This is a genomic window from Cupriavidus sp. GW822-FHT03E04 (assembly GCF_058801495.1).
Genome location: NZ_JBXANI010000008.1, coordinates 171,147 through 188,378, shown reverse-complemented (window position 1 = coordinate 188,378; position 17,232 = coordinate 171,147). Strand labels below are relative to the sequence as shown.

The 17,232-nt window shown below is 62.1% G+C and carries 19 protein-coding genes; 8 read left to right on the top strand and 11 right to left on the bottom strand.

Going from position 1 to position 17,232, the window contains the following annotated elements:
* Entirely contained in the window at positions 1-897 is an 897-nt protein-coding gene (gene sucD, locus AC1RQC_RS13380) for a succinate--CoA ligase subunit alpha (protein WP_492828237.1), read from the top strand.
* A gap of 94 nt (positions 898-991) precedes the next feature.
* Here the strand turns inward: sucD and AC1RQC_RS13375 are convergent, their stop codons facing one another.
* Together AC1RQC_RS13375 and AC1RQC_RS13370 are read right to left on the bottom strand one after the other, a co-directional pair.
* The gene (locus AC1RQC_RS13375; RefSeq protein ID WP_183034614.1) at positions 992-1,711 is read right to left on the bottom strand and encodes a GntR family transcriptional regulator; all 720 of its coding nucleotides are present in this window, start codon (positions 1,709-1,711) and stop codon (positions 992-994) included.
* A 228-nt stretch (positions 1,712-1,939) separates the two neighbouring features.
* The gene (locus tag AC1RQC_RS13370) at positions 1,940-2,914 is read right to left on the bottom strand and encodes a 2-dehydropantoate 2-reductase (RefSeq protein WP_492373118.1); all 975 of its coding nucleotides are present in this window, start codon (positions 2,912-2,914) and stop codon (positions 1,940-1,942) included.
* Positions 2,915-3,319: 405 nt separating this feature from the next.
* Here AC1RQC_RS13370 and AC1RQC_RS13365 point away from each other — a divergent pair, with 405 nt between their 5' ends.
* Positions 3,320-4,012, top strand: coding sequence for a GntR family transcriptional regulator (locus tag AC1RQC_RS13365; RefSeq protein WP_492373119.1), 693 nt, complete (start codon positions 3,320-3,322; stop codon positions 4,010-4,012).
* A gap of 35 nt (positions 4,013-4,047) precedes the next feature.
* On the opposite strand, the gene yedA is transcribed toward AC1RQC_RS13365, so the two are convergent.
* Complete coding sequence (yedA, locus tag AC1RQC_RS13360; protein WP_492373178.1) at positions 4,048-4,926, bottom strand: drug/metabolite exporter YedA; 879 nt, start codon at positions 4,924-4,926, stop codon at positions 4,048-4,050.
* Between the two features lie 111 nt (positions 4,927-5,037).
* Between yedA and AC1RQC_RS13355 the strand changes: the two genes are divergently transcribed.
* Positions 5,038-5,292 (top strand): hypothetical protein, encoded by a 255-nt coding sequence (locus tag AC1RQC_RS13355; RefSeq protein ID WP_492373120.1) that lies wholly within the window; start codon positions 5,038-5,040, stop codon positions 5,290-5,292.
* A gap of 24 nt (positions 5,293-5,316) precedes the next feature.
* Here the strand turns inward: AC1RQC_RS13355 and AC1RQC_RS13350 are convergent, their stop codons facing one another.
* Both AC1RQC_RS13350 and AC1RQC_RS13345 read right to left on the bottom strand, forming a co-directional pair.
* Positions 5,317-5,502, bottom strand: a complete 186-nt coding sequence (locus AC1RQC_RS13350; protein WP_150986638.1) for a hypothetical protein — start codon at positions 5,500-5,502, stop codon at positions 5,317-5,319.
* Positions 5,503-5,874: 372 nt separating this feature from the next.
* Positions 5,875-6,510, bottom strand: a complete 636-nt coding sequence (locus AC1RQC_RS13345; protein WP_492373121.1) for a LysE/ArgO family amino acid transporter — start codon at positions 6,508-6,510, stop codon at positions 5,875-5,877.
* A gap of 73 nt (positions 6,511-6,583) precedes the next feature.
* Between AC1RQC_RS13345 and AC1RQC_RS13340 the strand changes: the two genes are divergently transcribed.
* Positions 6,584-7,480 carry a LysR family transcriptional regulator ArgP gene (locus AC1RQC_RS13340; RefSeq protein WP_492373122.1) on the top strand — a complete coding sequence of 299 codons (897 nt, stop codon included), beginning with the start codon at positions 6,584-6,586 and terminating at the stop codon, positions 7,478-7,480.
* A 464-nt stretch (positions 7,481-7,944) separates the two neighbouring features.
* On the opposite strand, the gene AC1RQC_RS13335 is transcribed toward AC1RQC_RS13340, so the two are convergent.
* On the bottom strand, positions 7,945-8,826 hold the full coding sequence (locus tag AC1RQC_RS13335; RefSeq protein WP_492373123.1) for a LysR family transcriptional regulator: 882 nt from the start codon (positions 8,824-8,826) through the stop codon (positions 7,945-7,947).
* Positions 8,827-9,026: 200 nt separating this feature from the next.
* On the opposite strand from AC1RQC_RS13335, the gene AC1RQC_RS13330 reads away from it, so the two are divergent.
* Complete coding sequence (locus tag AC1RQC_RS13330) at positions 9,027-9,416, top strand: ester cyclase (protein ID WP_492883636.1); 390 nt, start codon at positions 9,027-9,029, stop codon at positions 9,414-9,416.
* A gap of 115 nt (positions 9,417-9,531) precedes the next feature.
* On the opposite strand, the gene AC1RQC_RS13325 is transcribed toward AC1RQC_RS13330, so the two are convergent.
* From AC1RQC_RS13325 to AC1RQC_RS13305, 5 genes are all read right to left on the bottom strand, one after another.
* Complete coding sequence (locus AC1RQC_RS13325; RefSeq protein WP_492373125.1) at positions 9,532-9,837, bottom strand: Dabb family protein; 306 nt, start codon at positions 9,835-9,837, stop codon at positions 9,532-9,534.
* 37 nt (positions 9,838-9,874) lie between these two features.
* On the bottom strand, positions 9,875-10,732 hold the full coding sequence (locus AC1RQC_RS13320) for an intradiol ring-cleavage dioxygenase (protein ID WP_492883634.1): 858 nt from the start codon (positions 10,730-10,732) through the stop codon (positions 9,875-9,877).
* A 57-nt stretch (positions 10,733-10,789) separates the two neighbouring features.
* Positions 10,790-11,767: an amidohydrolase family protein gene (locus tag AC1RQC_RS13315; RefSeq protein WP_492373126.1), complete on the bottom strand. Its 978-nt coding sequence runs from the start codon at positions 11,765-11,767 to the stop codon at positions 10,790-10,792.
* A 73-nt stretch (positions 11,768-11,840) separates the two neighbouring features.
* Entirely contained in the window at positions 11,841-13,109 is a 1,269-nt protein-coding gene (locus AC1RQC_RS13310) for an acyl-CoA dehydrogenase family protein (protein ID WP_492883632.1), read from the bottom strand.
* Between the two features lie 277 nt (positions 13,110-13,386).
* Complete coding sequence (locus tag AC1RQC_RS13305; RefSeq protein ID WP_492810679.1) at positions 13,387-13,914, bottom strand: MarR family winged helix-turn-helix transcriptional regulator; 528 nt, start codon at positions 13,912-13,914, stop codon at positions 13,387-13,389.
* A gap of 60 nt (positions 13,915-13,974) precedes the next feature.
* Here AC1RQC_RS13305 and AC1RQC_RS13300 point away from each other — a divergent pair, with 60 nt between their 5' ends.
* The 3 genes from AC1RQC_RS13300 to AC1RQC_RS13290 all read left to right on the top strand — a co-directional run bounded on the left by AC1RQC_RS13300 (position 13,975) and on the right by AC1RQC_RS13290 (position 17,084).
* On the top strand, positions 13,975-14,586 hold the full coding sequence (locus tag AC1RQC_RS13300) for a flavin reductase family protein (RefSeq protein ID WP_458766182.1): 612 nt from the start codon (positions 13,975-13,977) through the stop codon (positions 14,584-14,586).
* Positions 14,587-14,618: 32 nt separating this feature from the next.
* Positions 14,619-15,887 (top strand): MFS transporter, encoded by a 1,269-nt coding sequence (locus tag AC1RQC_RS13295; protein ID WP_458766184.1) that lies wholly within the window; start codon positions 14,619-14,621, stop codon positions 15,885-15,887.
* Positions 15,888-15,989: 102 nt separating this feature from the next.
* Positions 15,990-17,084, top strand: a complete 1,095-nt coding sequence (locus AC1RQC_RS13290) for a porin (RefSeq protein WP_492883630.1) — start codon at positions 15,990-15,992, stop codon at positions 17,082-17,084.
* The last annotated feature ends 148 nt before the right edge of the window (positions 17,085-17,232 follow it).

The window sequence follows — 17,232 nt, the reverse complement described above, 5'->3', positions numbered from 1 at the left end:
ATGGCCGTACTGATCCATCAAGACACCAAGGTGATCTGCCAGGGCTTTACCGGCGCGCAAGGCACCTTTCACTCCGAGCAAGCGGTGGCCTATGGCACGTGCATGGTCGGCGGGGTGACGCCCGGCAAGGGGGGCGATACGCATCTGGGGCTGCCGGTGTTCGACACCGTGGCCGCGGCGGTAGCGCGCACCGGCGCCGACGCCTCGGTCATCTACGTGCCACCACCCTTCGCCGCCGATGCCATCCTGGAAGCCGTGGATGCCGGTATCGGCCTGATCGTGTGCATTACCGAAGGCATCCCGGTGATCGACATGGTGCGGGTCAAGCGCGCGCTCTGCGCCTCGGGCAGCCGCCTGGTCGGACCCAACTGCCCGGGCGTGATCACGCCGGGCCAGTGCAAGATCGGCATCATGCCAGGCCATATCCACCGTCCCGGCAAGATCGGCGTGGTGTCCCGCTCCGGCACCCTCACCTATGAGGCCGTGGCGCAAACCACCGCCGCGGGGCTCGGGCAAAGCACCTGCATCGGCATTGGCGGCGATCCGGTCAATGGCACCAGCTTCATCGATTGCCTGGAGATGTTCCTGGCCGACGACGATACCGAAGGCATCATCATGATCGGCGAGATCGGCGGCTCGGCGGAAGAAGAAGCGGCACAGTTCCTGCAGGACGCGCGCAGCGGCGGGCGCGTCAAACCCGTGGTGGGCTTTATTGCCGGCACGACTGCCCCGCCGGGACGGCGCATGGGACATGCTGGCGCGATCATCTCGGGCGGCATGGGTACGGCCGAGGCCAAGATCGACGCCATGCGCGCTGCCGGGATCCGCATCGCGCGCTCGCCGGCCGAGCTGGGCAAGACGATGGTGGAGGCGATGGTGGAGGCGATGGAGGTGTAGCGGGTGGCTGCCGGATATAGAACGAGAACGGCGGACAATGTCCGCCGTTCTTGATTGCCAGAGTGCCAGAGGCGGGCGCCTCTGATTTCAGCCTTCAATCCAGGAAGTCGCAGTTCTTCTCGACATAATCCGCCAGATCCAGCGAATGCTGGCGCACCAGCTTCTCGGCCAGTTCGGTGTCGCGTTTTTCCAGCGCCTCGATGATGCGCAGGTGATCGACGATGGAGCGCGAAGCGCGATCGCTTTGCGAGATCGTCATCTTCCGGATGGCGCGCACATGGATAAAGATGTTCTTGATCGAATCCATGATGATCTGCGACTTCGACAACTGCACGATCGCCTGGTGGAAGGCGATGTTCGCGTCGGAGTATTCCTCGATATGCTCAGCCGGCGTGGCATCGCGGAAGCTATCGAACATATGGCGCAGTTGCGCGATCTCCTGGTCGCTGGCGTTCAGCGTGGCCAGGCGCGCGGCCATGCTCTCGAGCGCGGCCCACACCTGGATCATCTCGACGATTTCGCGCTTGGTCTTGCGCATGATGTAGATGCCGCGGCGCGGCACCGTGCGCAGGAACCCTTCCTGCTCCAGCAGCGTCATGGCCTCGCGGATCGGGGTGCGGCTCACGCCCAGCGCCTCGCTCAGGACTCGCTCGTCCAGCCGGATTTCCTCGGTCGACTGATAGATGTCGGCGTCGGCAATGGCCTGGCGCAGCATGGCGTACGCCTGGTCGCGCAGGCTGGCACCGGCGTTGATGGGTTGGAGGGACAGGGTCAGTGCAGCAGGCTGGACCGCGGATTGAGTTTGCGCAGACATGAATGGGCTCTTGTTGAAACCAGCGCCGCGGCGAACGGGACAGTCGCCTGCGGCTTCCCGCTTAGCTTACCAAAAGCAGCCATTGCATGAGCTGAATGCATAGGAAAATGCACAATTGATATAAATCGGCTGCCAGGGTGGCGGTTTTGCGTATATGGTATATCACATGGTGCGCCGCCGAAACCGGCCGGCGCCACCATTTCGTCCCGGCCGGCCCGGCACCCGCGCTCAAGCCACCTGCGCCATCCGTTCACGCTGCTTGATCAGGCCCAGCACCGCGTCCACCATCGGTGTGGGCTGCCCCACCAACCGGCCCATTTCCTGCACCACCGTCAGCAAGGGGTCGATCTCCATGGCCCGCCCTGCCTCCAGGTCCTGCAGCATGGAAGTCTTGTGTGCCCCAACCGCGCCGGCGCCGTCGATGCGGCGCTCCACATCTACCCGGAACCGCACGCCAAACCGTTCCGCAATCGCTTGCGCTTCCAGCATCATTGCGCGCGATAGTCCACGCGTGGCCGGATCGGCTGTGATGATATCCAGCGTGGCATGCGTGAGCGCGCTGATCGGGTTGAAGCACAGGTTGCCCCACAGCTTGAGCCAGATCTCGTCGCGGATATTGTCGCGGATGGGCGCTTCCAGTCCGCCGGCCACCATCATTTCGCTCAGGTGGCTCACGCGCGCCGAGTTGCTGCCGTCGGGCTCGCCCAGCGGGAATTTCTTGCCGTAGACATGGCGGATCACGCCGGGCGCCGCGATCTCGGCGGCGGGATAGAGCACACAGCCGATCGCCCGCTCCGGCCCCAGGCCACGCCACTGGCGCCCGCCCGGGTCGACGCTTTCCAGCCTGGTGCCCGCGAGCGGACCGCCGTGCTGATGGAAATACCAGTAAGGGATGCCGTTGACACCCGTCACCACCGCTGTCCTGGGACCAAGCAACGGCTGCATCAGGTCCACCACGCCCGGCACGGAATGCGCTTTCAGGGTGATGAAGACATAGTCCTGCGGCCCCAGCGTGGCCGGGTCATCAGTGCAATTGACCTTGGCCACCCTCTCCTCGCCCTCGCTCAGCAGCCGCAGGCCGTTGGCGCGCATGGCGGCCAGATGGGGGCCACGTGCGACCAGGCTGACCTCGGCGCCCGCCAATGCCAGCTGGACGCCGAGATAGCCGCCGATTGCGCCGGCGCCATAGATACACACTTTCATGATGTCGTCTCCCGGTGGTTTTATGGGCGTATGTTTTGATATATCACATACTATATTCCACAAAGACCGAACACAACCTCAATCTACCGCCGCCCTGGACCTGCCGCATGCCCAAGTCAGCACACGCCGATCACAAAATGGCACATCAGACACTTCCATCAACCGCTTTACGAACTTCCCGCGCCATGCCGCGCGCTGTCAAGATCCGCCCACTGAGCGCCTGTACCGCGTGGAACCGGATGCCCGGCAGGCAGCGGACGCCACCTCGATTGCCGCCCACGCGGCCGGTAACCGACATAGCGCAGGCGTGATGTTGCCAAGCCTGGAGCGGGTATCATGTGCGACGCAGATCAACGCACAACAATGCACAACAACGAACAATCACCACGGGATCCCACCCGCCTAATGATTTCCGCAGATCCAGCCGGCGCGGCCGGCACCGGCCCCGACGCCTCGCTGCCCCGTGCCGAGCGGGCCTACCAGCACCTGCGCAATGCGATCCAGGCCGGGCAGCTGCCCTCCGGTACCCGCCTGCGCGAAGTGGAGCTAGCCGCCTCGCTGGGGCTGTCGCGCACGCCGGTGCGCGAAGCGCTGTCGCGGCTGGAATCCGAAGGCCTGGTCGTCAACGAGCCTAACCGGGGCATGATGGTGACCCAGCTCGACGCCAGCATGGTGAGCGAGCTCTATGTCATGCGCGAGGTGCTGGAAGGCACCGCCGCCGCGCTGGCCGCGCGCCACGCTACCGATGTGGAAATCTCGCTGCTGCGCGACATCGTCCAGCGCGACCTGGCTATAACCGACCAGCCCGACAAGCTCGCCGCCAACAACCGGCTCTTCCACGAAACGCTGCACCGCTGCGCGCACAACCGCTACCTGCTCAAGACCTTGCGCTCGCTGCACGAGTCGATGGCACTGCTGGGGCGCACCACGCTGGCGCTACCGGGACGCGCCCGGGTCTCCTACGAAGAGCACATTGCACTTGTGGAAGCCCTGGAGCAACGCGATCCCGCGCTAGCCGAGCAAATCACGCGCCGGCACATCCAGCAGGCGTACAAGGCGCGGCTATCGATGTGGATCGAGGAACAATCCGAGGCCTGAGGCCTGAGTCCTGGCATGCGGGCAGCAATCTTCACTCAGGTGGCCGCAATCGCCCGCGCCCCGCGCCACGTCCCCAGGCTAAGCACCGCCAGCGCCCCCAGGATCAACGCCACCGCACCGAACGTCTGCGGCGCGATCTGCTCGCTGCCCAGCCACGCGCCCACCGCCAGCGCCACCGGCGGGTTCACGTAGACATAGCTTGAGGAAACCGTCGGCGATACGTTTGCCACCAGGTACATATAGGCAGAAAACGCCACCAGCGACCCAGCCACCACCAGGTAGACCCACGCCCACCACGCCTGGCTGCTGACCGTCCGCGGCCAGGGCTCGCCGAACGCAACGGACAGGACCAGCAAGATCGCCCCGCCCAGCAGCATCTCGGCGGCAAACGCCACCGCACCTTGCGGCAAATCCAGGCGCCTGGCGATCTGCGAACCAAACGACCAACTGCCGATAGCCACCAGCAAAGCCATGACGCCCGTGGCACTCGCGCGAAACTCCGCGCCGCCGGTCAGCACCAGGATGCCCGCGCTGCCCAGCGCAATGGCCAGCACTTCGTACCAGCGCGGCCGCGCGCCAAAGCAAATTCCCCAGAACAAGCCAAAGATCGGCATCGCACCAATCATCACAGTAGTCGCCCCGGACGAGATGGTCTGCTCCGCCACCGCCGTCAGCCCCATTCCGCCGACCAGCAGGAAACCGGCCAGCACACCGCAATTGCGCAACTGGCGCAAGGTCGGCATGGCGGCGCCGCGATAGCGCAACCACAGCGCCAGCAACACGCCGGCGCAGAGAAAACGCGAACCCATCATCAGGAACGGCGGAAAGCTCTCCAAGGTGAAACGGATGGCGAGATAGGTCGTGCCCCATACCAAGTAGGTAATCATCAGGCAGAGCAGCAAGCGGGGGGAGATGGTGGGCACGGGAAGACCGGGAGAAAGCACAGGGGGCCTTCAAGATAGCGCGATCCGGTGCGCCCGCAAAAGGAAAATGACTCGCAAGGCTTGTGAGGCGATCTCACAAAAGTGAGCAACGGAGCTAGCGCCAATAAAAAAACCGGCCAAAAGGCGCTGCGCTCCTCGGAGCGACGCGTTGGCCGGTTTTGCCGCGCGAAACAGATCCGCGCCGGTTTGACATGGCATCTGCCATCCTTCGCCAGGACAGATGCGTTAGCGCATCGCCGCGACGGGCAGCATGAAAGCCGTCAAACCAAGACTACATACATCAACAACAAACAACAACAGTTAACTACGACGCACTACGGCAGCATTCACTCTTGATTCTTGATGTCGGTGCTCGGGCGATCAGCCGTTCGCGAAAACGATCTTTGCCTTGCGAGCCTGGTTCTGAAGGCGGCCCAGCACGGATTGCACAGCGGCGATGGCGCTCTTCACGTCGTCGACGAAGGCCGGGCTGCGGGGACCAAGTTCGCGTTCGATCAGTTCACGCTCGAGTTGGTCGGTCATCTTGATGTCGGATTGGGTGTTCATGGCTTTCTTCCTTTCAGGGATAACCCTCATCGGGTTTTCCCTAATTGTAGCAAAAGAAATGACGCACAGCAGCATTAGGTGATAGTACGTACCGCGCACCGCAGCGAATGCTGAAAAACGCAACCATGAGATGTTGCTCAAGCCACTCTTGGCTAGCAGAAAAAGCGACGTACTATGCTCAACAATGAACTTATATGCGCTTTTGTATGCCTTTTTTGATCGCTATTGCGATTTAGCTCTCTCCGACACAACTTGCTACGTGCCCCATAGCCTGCCTGATATTGCGCTCTGTGACGCCCCGCCAACGGCGGCCAAGCCCCTCTCAACCGCTGCAGCCAGGGCCGTTACCTATTCGACGCACCTGAAAGCACCTCACAATCCGTGGAGTACGTGCTGCACCAGCAGAGCGGACAGGACGAACATGGTCGTACCGATGAGACCATCCAGCACCTGCCAGGCCCTCGGCCGGGCGAACCACGGCGCCAGCCAGCGCGCGCCAAAGCCCAGAAGCCCGAACCAGAATAGGCTGGCAAAACTGGCGCCCGCCACGAACCAGCCTCGCAGCGCTGCCGGTTGCTGGGCACCGATGCTGCCCACCAGCAGCACCGTATCCAGATAAACATGAGGATTGAGCAGCGTGAACGCTGCCGCCTGAGCCAACGCGGCACCCCTGCTAAGCCCCTTCCCACCGTCGGATGCTTTCAATGGATGAGCATGCCGCGCGCGGCGCAGCGCCTGCCATCCATATACCGCCAGGAAGACGGCACCGGCCAGTGCTAGGACACGCGCGAGGCCGGGGCGCTCCCCCAATGCCTGGGCCATGCCCATGACACCCGCTGCAATCAGCAATGCGTCCGCCATGGCGCACAACAGCACCACGCTGCCCACATGCTCACGACGCAGCCCCTGGCGCAGTACGAATGCATTCTGTGCGCCGATGGCAACGATGAGCCCCAGGCTCAGGGCCAGGCCTTGGAGGGAAACGGATAAGGCAAGAGAAGTATTCATACATCTAGCTTGCCTGCACTAGCGAATGAAGACAAACTACCTTTTCTTCATTCTATTTAGCCGAACTTAACTTATGCTGGATTACTCCGCTCTATCCGCGCTGGCTGCCGTGGTTCGGGAGGGTAGCTTCGAGCGTGCAGCCCGCGCTCTCCATGTAACGCCATCGGCAATTTCGCAGCGCGTTCGGCTGCTGGAAGAGCGCGTAGGCTGCGCGCTGGTGGTGCGCGATCAGCCCTGCCGGGCCACGGAGACGGGCCGCCGGCTTTGCCAGCACATTGACCGTGTGCGGCTGCTCGAGCAGGAGTTGCAAGGGGCGCTACCGGCGCTTGCCCCGGAGGGCATGGCACGGGTAGCGCTGCCCATTGCGGTGAATGCCGACAGCCTGGCCACCTGGGTCGCGCCGGCCATCGCCACCTTCGCGGCAGAAAGTCCCGTGTTGATGGAGTTGGCGGTGGACGACCAGGACCACACCACGGAGTGGTTGCGTAGCGGCGCAGTGCTGGCCGCCGTAACAGCCACAGCCCGTCCTGCCGCTGGCTGCAACAGTCGTCCGCTGGGCTCCATGCGCTACCTGGCGGCCGCCAGCCCGGCTTTCATCCAGCGCCATTTCGGCGATGGCGTGGGCGCCGGCAGCCTGGCGCAGGCGCCCAGCCTAATGTTCAACACCAAAGATGAGTTGCAGGCGCGGTGGGTGCGGCGTTTGTGCCATCGGCACGTGGAGCTTCCCCGGCACACGTTGCCTTCGTCCCACGCCTTTGTGACAGCGGCGTTGGCTGGCATGGGCTGGGGCTTGCATCCTGAGGCACTGATCGCCCCTCATCTTGAGGACGGTTCACTCGTCGAGTTGGTGCCGAACACCCAGCTTGATGTACCGCTTCACTGGCAACACGCACGCGCGGCGTCAGGGTTGCTCGAAGGTTTGAATCGCGAGGTTCTCGCCGCCGCTCGCGCCGCGCTGTTACCGCCCTGAGTGGCGCCGGGTCAAATGCGCGTTATCTGATTCGGATGCACGCCTGCTTTTGGCTTAACTCCGCCGAATTGCAGGCGTGCTGTGCTGGTCCGCAATTGAGCGGATTGACCTGCACCACTGGACGACAGAACTGTGCTCTTCCGATCTGACAGGGTTGAGCGCAAACCGTGGCAGGAAACCGTGGATAGCCCAGCTTTACAGGGCCACATTGAACCAGACAGGTGGGCTACAAGCCAGGACGAGAGTTTCGTCGTGATGAGGCCGCCAAAGTGGGCATGGCTGTATGCTGCCCTGCCGCCGCCTCTTAAGAGAAGCGAACTGTTCATCGTGCGCCGTCGAAACCGCTGCCCGCGGCCCTGAATGGCGCCTCTCGCCAAACCTGGTTCACGAATCCAGACCCATGGGCCAACCCACCCGACGCAGTTTGATCGTATGCAGAATTGGCGTGCTTTCGCTCCAGCCGTCTATCCGAACACCTTTACCGCGAAATCCAGAAAGCTGCGCAGCTTCGGCGTCATTCGGCGGTCCGGGGCGTAGAGGATATGGAGTGGACGGGTTGGCGGTTCGTAGTCCGGTAATAGGCGCACAAGCCGGCGGGCAGCCAGATCAGCCTCCACCAGTTCAAGCGGCTGCAGCAGGATGCCCTGCCCAGCCACCGCAGCCATGCGCAGGGCTTCACCGCTGTCTGCCATCAGCCGTCCGGTCACCGGCACGGTGACGCGGCCATCGGCACTACAAAAATCCCAATGTGTTCGTAGAGAGGTATGGGAGAAGCCGAGGCATTGATGTTGCTGCAGATCCATCGGGTGATTCAGCGCCGGACAATTAGTGAGATAAGTCGGCGCCGCACATAGTACGAGTTGATAAGGCCGCAAGGTGCGGGCCATCAGGCTGCTATCGGCCAATTCGCCCACCCGGAACACGGCGTCGTAGCCCTCATCAATCAGGTCAACCGTGCGGTTCGCGAGCGTGAGGTCCACAGTGACGTCCGGGTGGGCCGCCAGGTAGTCGGTCAGTGATGGCGTTAAGGCATGGATTCCAAAAGTGACCGGCGCGTTGACTTTGAGTCGACCGCGCGGTGTGGCGCGGGTCTCGGCGACAAGTGATTCGGCGGCTTCCACCTCGGCAAGAATGATTCTGGCCCGCTCGTAAAACGTCCTGCCGATTTCCGTCAGGCTATGGCGCCGGGTCGTGCGGCGAAGCAATCGAACGCCCAGGTGCTGCTCCAGCATCTGGACATGCTTGCCAACCAGTTGGGGGGAGGTCCGCAGAGCGTCTGCTGCCGCCGAGAACGAGCCGGCCTCGACGGTCTTGACAAAGATCTGCATGGCAGCAAGACGGTCCATTAGAAATATCTCGTTTGCAGTAAATCAGCGCTTTACCAATTTATCGCGTCTTGTTTGCTGCCGTACAGTGTGTCCATCACGCTTCACGGACAGGAAGACATAGTGCGGAGCGCGATTCTGGAGGCACTCGGCACATGAGTTTCCCATACTTTTTTTGAGAGGCCGAGCATATTATGACGGTAGAAACAAACAAACTAATCATGTCCCGCTTTGTGGACTTCATTAACACCGCCAGCGAGCAACTCGCCAAAGAGCTCATTTCTCCTGACGCAATATTCCATGTTCCGGGTCGGCCAGAGCCCGTGGTGGGTCCGGCCGGCTATCTTGAGATCATAGGCATGATGTGCGGTGGATTTCCGGATATTCAATGGACGCTGGAAGAGTTGGTCGCTGAAGGTGAGAAAGTGGCAGCTCGATTCACGATGCGTGGTACGCACCAGGGCACCTTCTTCAACATTCCTCCCACAGGCAAGAAAATTGAAGTTCAAGCGACGAACTTCTACCGGTTGTCTGGTGGGCAATTTGTCGAAGAGCGCGGGCAACCCGATCTGCTTTCCTTGCTTCAACAGATCGGCGCTGTTCCGACGTAACCCCATTGGAGCTATTCGTCACGATACGCAAGGGACGTGCCGATTAGCGTGCCCATTCTGCCGAACCATTGATGTACCTTGGTGACCATCTCGGTGATGGCCGGCTCGCTTCCTTTCAGTTGGGAACGGCGTAGTCCACCTGCTGTCGCCAAATACGGACACCCTCCAGTGCGTCGCGCACTGCGGTATGGGCGGGGTGATCGGCATAGGCGCGCAACGCGGACACAGACTCGAAATCGGACAGCAGCACGACATCAGCGGCGTAGTCGATACGGCTGATGTCCACGCCAACCTCGATTTGCAGCAGCCCGGGAACGCGGCCGGCCAGGCTCTCGAACTGGCGCCTCACCAGTTCGCAGGCGGCCTGGCGTTCGGCGTCGCTGCCGGCCGCGACCTTCCACATGACTATATGACGGATCATGCGCGGCTCCTGAAAGGTGGAATCACTGTGACGGGAATTAGCATCGGTTGAGGACAAAGTCATGGTGCAAGGTGTAGTAGGGTTGATCCAGTTCAGACCCGTCGGGGGCGATGCCGGCCGGGTGCGAGATCCAGTTGGAGACTAGGGTCGAACGGACACCGAACACGGCATCTGAGTCGAGATACGGGCCATCGCTGCGGAAGATATGTGTGATCAGCCGCTCATAGCTTTCGGCTTCGATCTTGAAGTGCAGGTGCGCCGGCCGCCACGGATGACGCTCCAGAGCCTGCAGCATGCGGCCTACAGGACCGTCATAGGGAATCGGATAAGGCACGGCCAGGATCGAGCGGAAATGGAAAGCACCCGTGGCATCCGTGCGGACCCTGCCCCTGCCCTGAAGGTGATCGAGCCCGGCACGCTGGACATCGTAGAAGCCTTCGTCATCGGATTGCCAGACTGCCACTTCCGCACCGGCGACCGGTTCGCCGCCGAGTCCCCTGACGGTCCCGGAAACGAAGCACGGGATGCCACGGGCTCCATTGGCGATATCCCCGCCGTTCTCCACGACGGGCGAGTCTTCCACGTAGAACGGGCCGAATACCGTGGCCTCGGTGCAGCCAGGCGGTTTGCGGTTGTTCAATGCAGTCACCAGCGTGGAGAGACCCAGTGTGTCGGAGAGCAGGATGAACTCCTGGCGCTTGTCGTCGCACATCTGGCCGGTTTCGGTCAGGAAGCGGATCCCTTGATGCCACTCCGCTTCCTTCAACTCCACTTCACGGGCAAATTCGTGGAGGTGCTTGACCAGACTCTCCATAATCTTGACCAGGCGCGGATTCCCCGACCGGTTGGCTGCGAGCACGGCCTGGGTGATGCTGACTTCGTCGATGTCTTTCATTGTCACCATGATCCCGATGAAGGTGTCGTGGCGTCCGCAGCGGCGGACGCCCACCGGCTACTTCAGTTTGAACAGCTTGATGGCATTGCCGCGGCCGATCTTCTCGCGATCCGCCTCGCTGATACTCGCGTGGTCAAACCACTTCGCGGCATGATCGACGTTCTCGAATGGCCAGTCCGTCGAGAACAGGATGCGGTCCGCGCCGACCTCCAGAATGGCATCGATCAGCGTCTGGTTGTGGAAATTGCCGGATGTGGTCAGATGGAAGTTCCGTTGGAAATAGTGGCGGAAGCTCTCCTGCGCGGGATAAGACTTGGGGGTGTCGACCCAGGCATTGCGGTTGTCCATGCGCCACAGGCTGTACGGCAGTCCCTCGCCCAGGTGGCCGAGGACGATCTGCAACGCGGGATGCCGGTCGAACAGACCGGAAGCCATCAGGCGCAAGGCGTGGACCGCGGTCTCCTGCCCGAATGCCCACGTCGGACCCAGCAGCCAGGGGTGACCTTCGTAGATCTGGGCCCATGATGCGATCGGGTTGCGCGGATGCAGGTAAAACGGAACATCCAGTTTTTCCACGGCAGCCCAGAACGACGCGTATTGCGGCGCGTCGTAGTAGACGACGTTCTCGGGTGAATCGATCTGCGAGAAGCCGTTGACCAGCGCCCCGCGCATGCCCAAATCCCGGATGCAGCGCGTGAGCTCCGTCGTGGCGAAGTCCGGATCCTGCAGTGGCAGTGCCGCCAGCCCCTGGAACCGGTCTGGACGCCGCGCCACCTGCTCCGCCAGAAAATCGTTGGCACGGACCGCCAGCTCGCACGCCTTCTTGCGATCGGGGATCGCCTGAATCGCTGGCGCATTCAGGGACAACAGCATCATCTCCATGCCGTTCTCGTCCATCTGCCGCAGGCGGTCATCCTGGATGTCGAGCAGCCGCCGGCTCAATTCCTTCCAATAGTCGCCAGGGACGAAGCCAGCGGAGTCGTTGAGCGTCTCGGGAATGGCGAAATGCTCTTCCAGTCCAATCTTTCCTTGCATGGTGTTCCTTATTGTCGAATCTAAGGTCCCGGGATAGGTCCGGTGAACGTGAGGGAGGCGTCGTCGATGCGGCTCAGTACTGCCCCTTGGCCTCCAGGCCAAGCAAATGCTGGCCGGCCATTGAAGACACCGCATCCCAATTCAGGCTGATGTGCTTGGCGATGGCATTGCCGTCACGCCAGAGGCGCTGGATCGGCTGCGACAGCGCCAGGCCGTTGCCGCCCGTGTTGTCGAAAATGGCATTGATCGAATCGCGAGCGAGCCGCGCGGCGAAGGCATGGTCGAGTCGGTTGCGGATACGTGTATCGACGTCGATTTCCTGGCCAGCCAGGGCAAGTCGCTCTACTTCGGCCACGTCGCGATAGATCAGCAGGCGGGCGGCATCAATCATCGCCGATGCTTCTGCGACCCGAGACTGGACCGGGAAAAACTCTGCAAGGCGGCTGCCTCCTCCCGCCACCGCGCCACGCGTGACGCGCGAGCCCGCGGCGGCAAGGAAGGCATCGATAGCGCCTTGCGCCGCGCCCAGTATCGGCGACACCAGACACACCGGCAGCGCCGACAAGAAAGGGATGCGGTAAAGCGGATTGGTGTTCATCACCGCGCCGGGCGGCAGGTTAGATGAGGCTTGAGCGAATGTCAGCTTCCGATGAGCCGGCACCAGCGTGGGGACCTTGATGTCGACAGCCTTGGAGCCGGTGCCCGCCTGGCCGGCCGTGAACCAGTCGTCATGGATTGTCCATTGCTCACGCGGGACGAGCAGGAACCCAGCATGTGGCACCGGTGTCTCGTCGTCCGGCGCGAACTGCACGCCGATCAACGCCCACTGGGAATTGTCGATATTCGAAGCCCAGTGCCATCTGCCCGCGACGACGTAGCCGTCCTGAACGCGCTCGGCCTTTACCGTCGGGGCATAGGAGCCGCACACGATAGCATCCGGATTGGTACCCCAGACGTCCTCCTGAGCCTGAGCCGGAAAAGTGCCGAGAAGCCACTGGTGGACGCTGCCCAACGAGCAGCCCCAGGCCGACGAGGGGCAGCCTCGCCCGAGCTCGCTGATGATGTCCACGAATGCCGAGAAACCGTACTCGTAGCCGCCGAAGCGCGCAGGCTGCATGAGCCGGAAGAAGCCTGCGTCGCGAAAGAGCGCCGTGGCCTCTTCGGAGACGCGCCGTGCCTCTTCAGTCCGCCGGGCATGCGGCCTCAGGAAGCCTTCAGAGATCTCCCTGGCGCGCTCCATCAACCTGGAGAGCTCGGGCGCACTCGCCACTGGCGAGTGCCTGCCTGGGGCGCCTGCCGTATCCACGCGGGAGGCCTGGGTGGGGTTGGGGGAATCGTTCATCGCTGCACTCGTTTCGGGACATGGCGTCGTTGCCTGCCTGAAATCTACGTCCAGTTATTTGCAAACGCAAATATTTTTACGTAAGGAGTTACCCTGGTTCGAGTGCTTTTCTAGGAAGTGAATGCGGCGTTGCGCCGCACCAGCACCAGGGAAAGCTGGAATTTGGCGCCAACATAGGGGATTCCCCCTTAGGAAAAACCCCGAGGCAAGAATTCTGCTCAGAGCAGGCGCGAGAATCTATACTCTTAATTAACTTGCAAACGCAAATATATAGATGCTAGCCGGCAAGCGGCGAAAGGTTGGAATACATGCGTACTAGCATCTGCTTGAGCACCTTAACTTCCTCCGCGCTGAAGCCAGCGATGACCACCCTTTCGAACAAGGCGCCAAGCGGGATGGTCTGGGAAGCGAGCTGGGCACCCGGGGCAAGCAGTTGAATTTTGATCGAACGCGCATCCGCAGTGTCGCGGCGGCGGGCAACCAGGCCCTTTTCCTCGAGCGAAGTGATCAGGCGCGACAGCGTGGAGACGTCGATGCTGGTGTGCTCCGCGAGTTCAACAATGGCCTGCTCGTCGCGGTGCGAGAGTGAGGCGAGTACGCGGTAACCGGGCAACGTAATGTCGAACTGCCGCAGGTACTTCGAGAAGGCTACGCCAATGCCTACACCAGCACGATTGAGGAGATACGGCACCGATTGCTCTAGGTCGAATCCCTCCGGAACGGCAGCAATAGCAGGCTCGATGCCCCGGGATTTCGGCTTCGCTTCTCGAGCAACGGACTGAGTACTTTTTTTGGTCGGCTTCATGCTGGCGGGTCGGTGGCTGTCCATACAGCGTCGCAGTGTCGGTGCGAAGTGAATTTTAGCATGCACATGCATGTAAGCCTGAGCGGCACCACCGTTTCGGGAACAAACTCTGAGGAGACTATCATGAGCTGGGAAAGTGCATGGGCCACTTCGCCGGGCGATCTGCCGAACGGCAAACTAGCAGCGCCGGACTTCGATCCGCGCGATCTGCGCAACGCATTGGGGCGCTTTGCTACCGGGGTATGCCTGATCACAACCATGGGATCCGACGGCAAGCGCGAGGGCCTGACCGCGAATTCATTCAGCTCCGTTTCGCTGGAGCCGCCCATCGTCCTGTGGAGCTTGCGTCGGGGCGCTGGCAGCCTGGCCACGTTTATTACCGCAGAACACTTCTGCATCAACGTGCTGCATGCCGATCAGATCGATATCTCCCGCCACTTCTGCCGGCCCCAAATGGACAAGTTCACGGAAATCGAGGACGCATTCGATAGCGGAATCGGGAGCCTGCCCACGCTCAAGGGAGCGCTGGCGACGTTCGAATGCAAGCGCATCTCCCACCAGGTCGTGGGCGATCACGTGATCTTCTACGGCCTCGTGCAGCGCTACACCTACTGCGATGCGAATCCCCTCGCCTTCCACGCTGGCAACTATGCCTGCCTGCAACCGGCTTGATGCCGCCATCGGCCCTTTACCTGGATAGAACCATGGACCGTACAAGTACTTCGTTGGCGGGGACGCGAGTGGCCACGCGCGCAGTTCCCGGTGAGGTTGCCTTCTGGTGCGCCCTCGTTGCACTGCTGGATGGATTTGATACGCAGGCCATCGCCTATGTCGCCCCCGTGCTCGCAGAGGCCTGGCGCATTCCTGCGGCATCTTTCGGCCTGGTGTTCGCGGCTGGCTTGCTGGGTCTGACCGTCGGCACACTCTTCGTCGGACCCTATGCCGACAAGATTGGCCGAAGGCCCGTGATCATTGGGTCGACTATCGTATTTGGCGGCTTCGCCCTGGCGACGGCCTACGCCGGCTCCATCGAGCAGGTGCTGGTGCTGCGCTTCCTGACCGGCATCGGGCTGGGCGGAGCCATGCCGAATCTGATTGCCCTGACCTCGGAGGTGTCGTCACCCACAGCCAGGGCGCGTATGGTGACCATCATGTTTTCGGGCTATCCGCTCGGGGCCGTGGTTGGCGGCTTCGTCAGCGCCGCGCTGATCGGGAAGTTTGGCTGGCAAGTCGTTTTCTACCTGGGTGGCGGATTACCGCTGCTGGTGGCCCTGGGTCTGCTTCTGCGGCTCCCCGAGTCTCCGAGCTTCGGCGCCATGTCGCAAAAGACCATCACGCAAGAGCCGACCTCCGGCGTAGTAACTCCCCCAAGCGTATCCGAGCTGTTCCGGAGCGACCACCGCCGGACCACGCTTCTGGTTTGGCTCGCCTACTTCTGCACGCTGTTGGTTGTGTTCACGATGACGGCCTGGCTTCCGACGCTCCTCAAGCAACGGGGGATGAGCGTGTCGCTTTCCATCGTTACCACTGCGCTCCTGAACCTGGGCGGGGTAGTGGGCGGCGCCCTGCTAAGTGCGTCCGTTCGTCGTTTCCACCCTTTGTCACTGATCGCCGCGTCCTACGCGGCCGCCGTGTTCGGAATCATCGTCGTCGCGGCAAGCGGTGGCAACAGCCAGTTGCTCATGATCGCAACCTTCCTGACGGGTGCCGGCCTGGTCGGCTCACAACTCCTGATGAACGGGGTCGTAACGGAACTCTATCCGACGCGCATTCGCGTTACCGCGGTGGGATGGGCTCTTGGCGTGGGGCGCGTCGGAACGGTGCTGGGGCCCTTGATTGGCGGGTTCCTCCTGTCACAAGGGTGGAGCTATCTGGCCATGGTCGCCTGGATGGCCGCGCCAACAGCAGTCGCAGCCCTGGCCGCACTCCTGCTTCGCCGGCAGGCCGCGGCCAAGCGCGAACACGCTGCTTGACACTTCTCTGAGTAACCAATGACGCAGTAACACACTGGTCGGCCACCGCGCCGGCCTGGGTCACTGCGTGCCTAAATCAACTAGAACAAGAATGGAGGAGACATGAAATTCAGCATTCTGGCGGCCAGCGTGGCCTTTGCAGTGCCTTGCGCCGTCAAAGCGCAAAATGTGACGCTATACGGCGTGGTCGACACTGGCATCGAGTACGTGAATCACATAGGCGCAGGCAACAGCAGCGTGGCGCGCATGGACAATCTGTCCGGCACGGTGCCCTCGCGATGGGGCATGCGCGGTACCGAAGATCTCGGCAGCGGCCTTAAGGCCGCGTTCGCGCTCGAATCAGGCTTTGCGCCAGACTCAGGTGTGTCGAACCAGGGCGGCAGGCTGTTTGGGCGCCAGGCTTGGGTAGGCCTTACCGGACCGTGGGGCCAAGTAGCACTTGGGCGGCAGTACACCATGCTGTTCTGGTCGACGCTCGACGCCGACATGCTGGGACCGAACACGTTCGGCTCCTCGTCTCTGGACAGCTACCTGCCGAATGCTCGCGCGGACAACGCCGTCTCATACAAGGGCACGTTTGGAGGCGTGACACTTGGCGCAACCTACAGTTTCGGGCGAGACGGCGCCAATGCTGGGCCAGGACCGGCCGGCACCAACTGCGCCGGCGAGAATCCCGCCGATCACCTCGCTTGCAGAGAGTGGTCGGCGCTGCTGAAGTACGATGCAAAAGCATGGGGCGCAGGCGTGGCCTATGATTCGCTACGTGGCGCGCCAGGGGCGTTCGCAGGTCTTACCAGCAGCGGGCTGAAAGACGATCGCCTGTCGGTCAACGGCTACGCCAATATCGGCGTGGCCAAGCTGGGCGGAGGCTGGATCCGGCGCGACAACAATGGCAGTACTTCCACGCCCCTCAGCGATCTCTGGTACGGCGGCATCTCGTACGCCGTGACACCAGCATTCAGTGTCGACGGTGAGGTTTTCCACCTGCGCTACCACAGCAGCGCCAATAAGGCCTGGCTATACGCGGCGCGCGGAACGTACGCGTTCTCCAAGCGGACCTCCGTGTACGCAACGGCTGGCTTCATCGACAACCGGGGGAGCCTGGCCTTGTCGGTCAGTTCGGGGGCGACGGGGTCGAATCCGGCGCCGGGCCGCAATCAACTCGGCGCCATGTTTGGCGTGAAGCATATCTTCTGAGGGGTGAATGACAGATGAGAAGAGCGGGCTCTCGCGCCAGCTCCTCTCGCTTCGGCTTCAGCAATCATTATTGGTGAACCCAGGGGGGCTTCTTGGCTGCGACGACTGCAGTTGCCCGATCCAACCATTGCGAGCACCGAACCGCGCA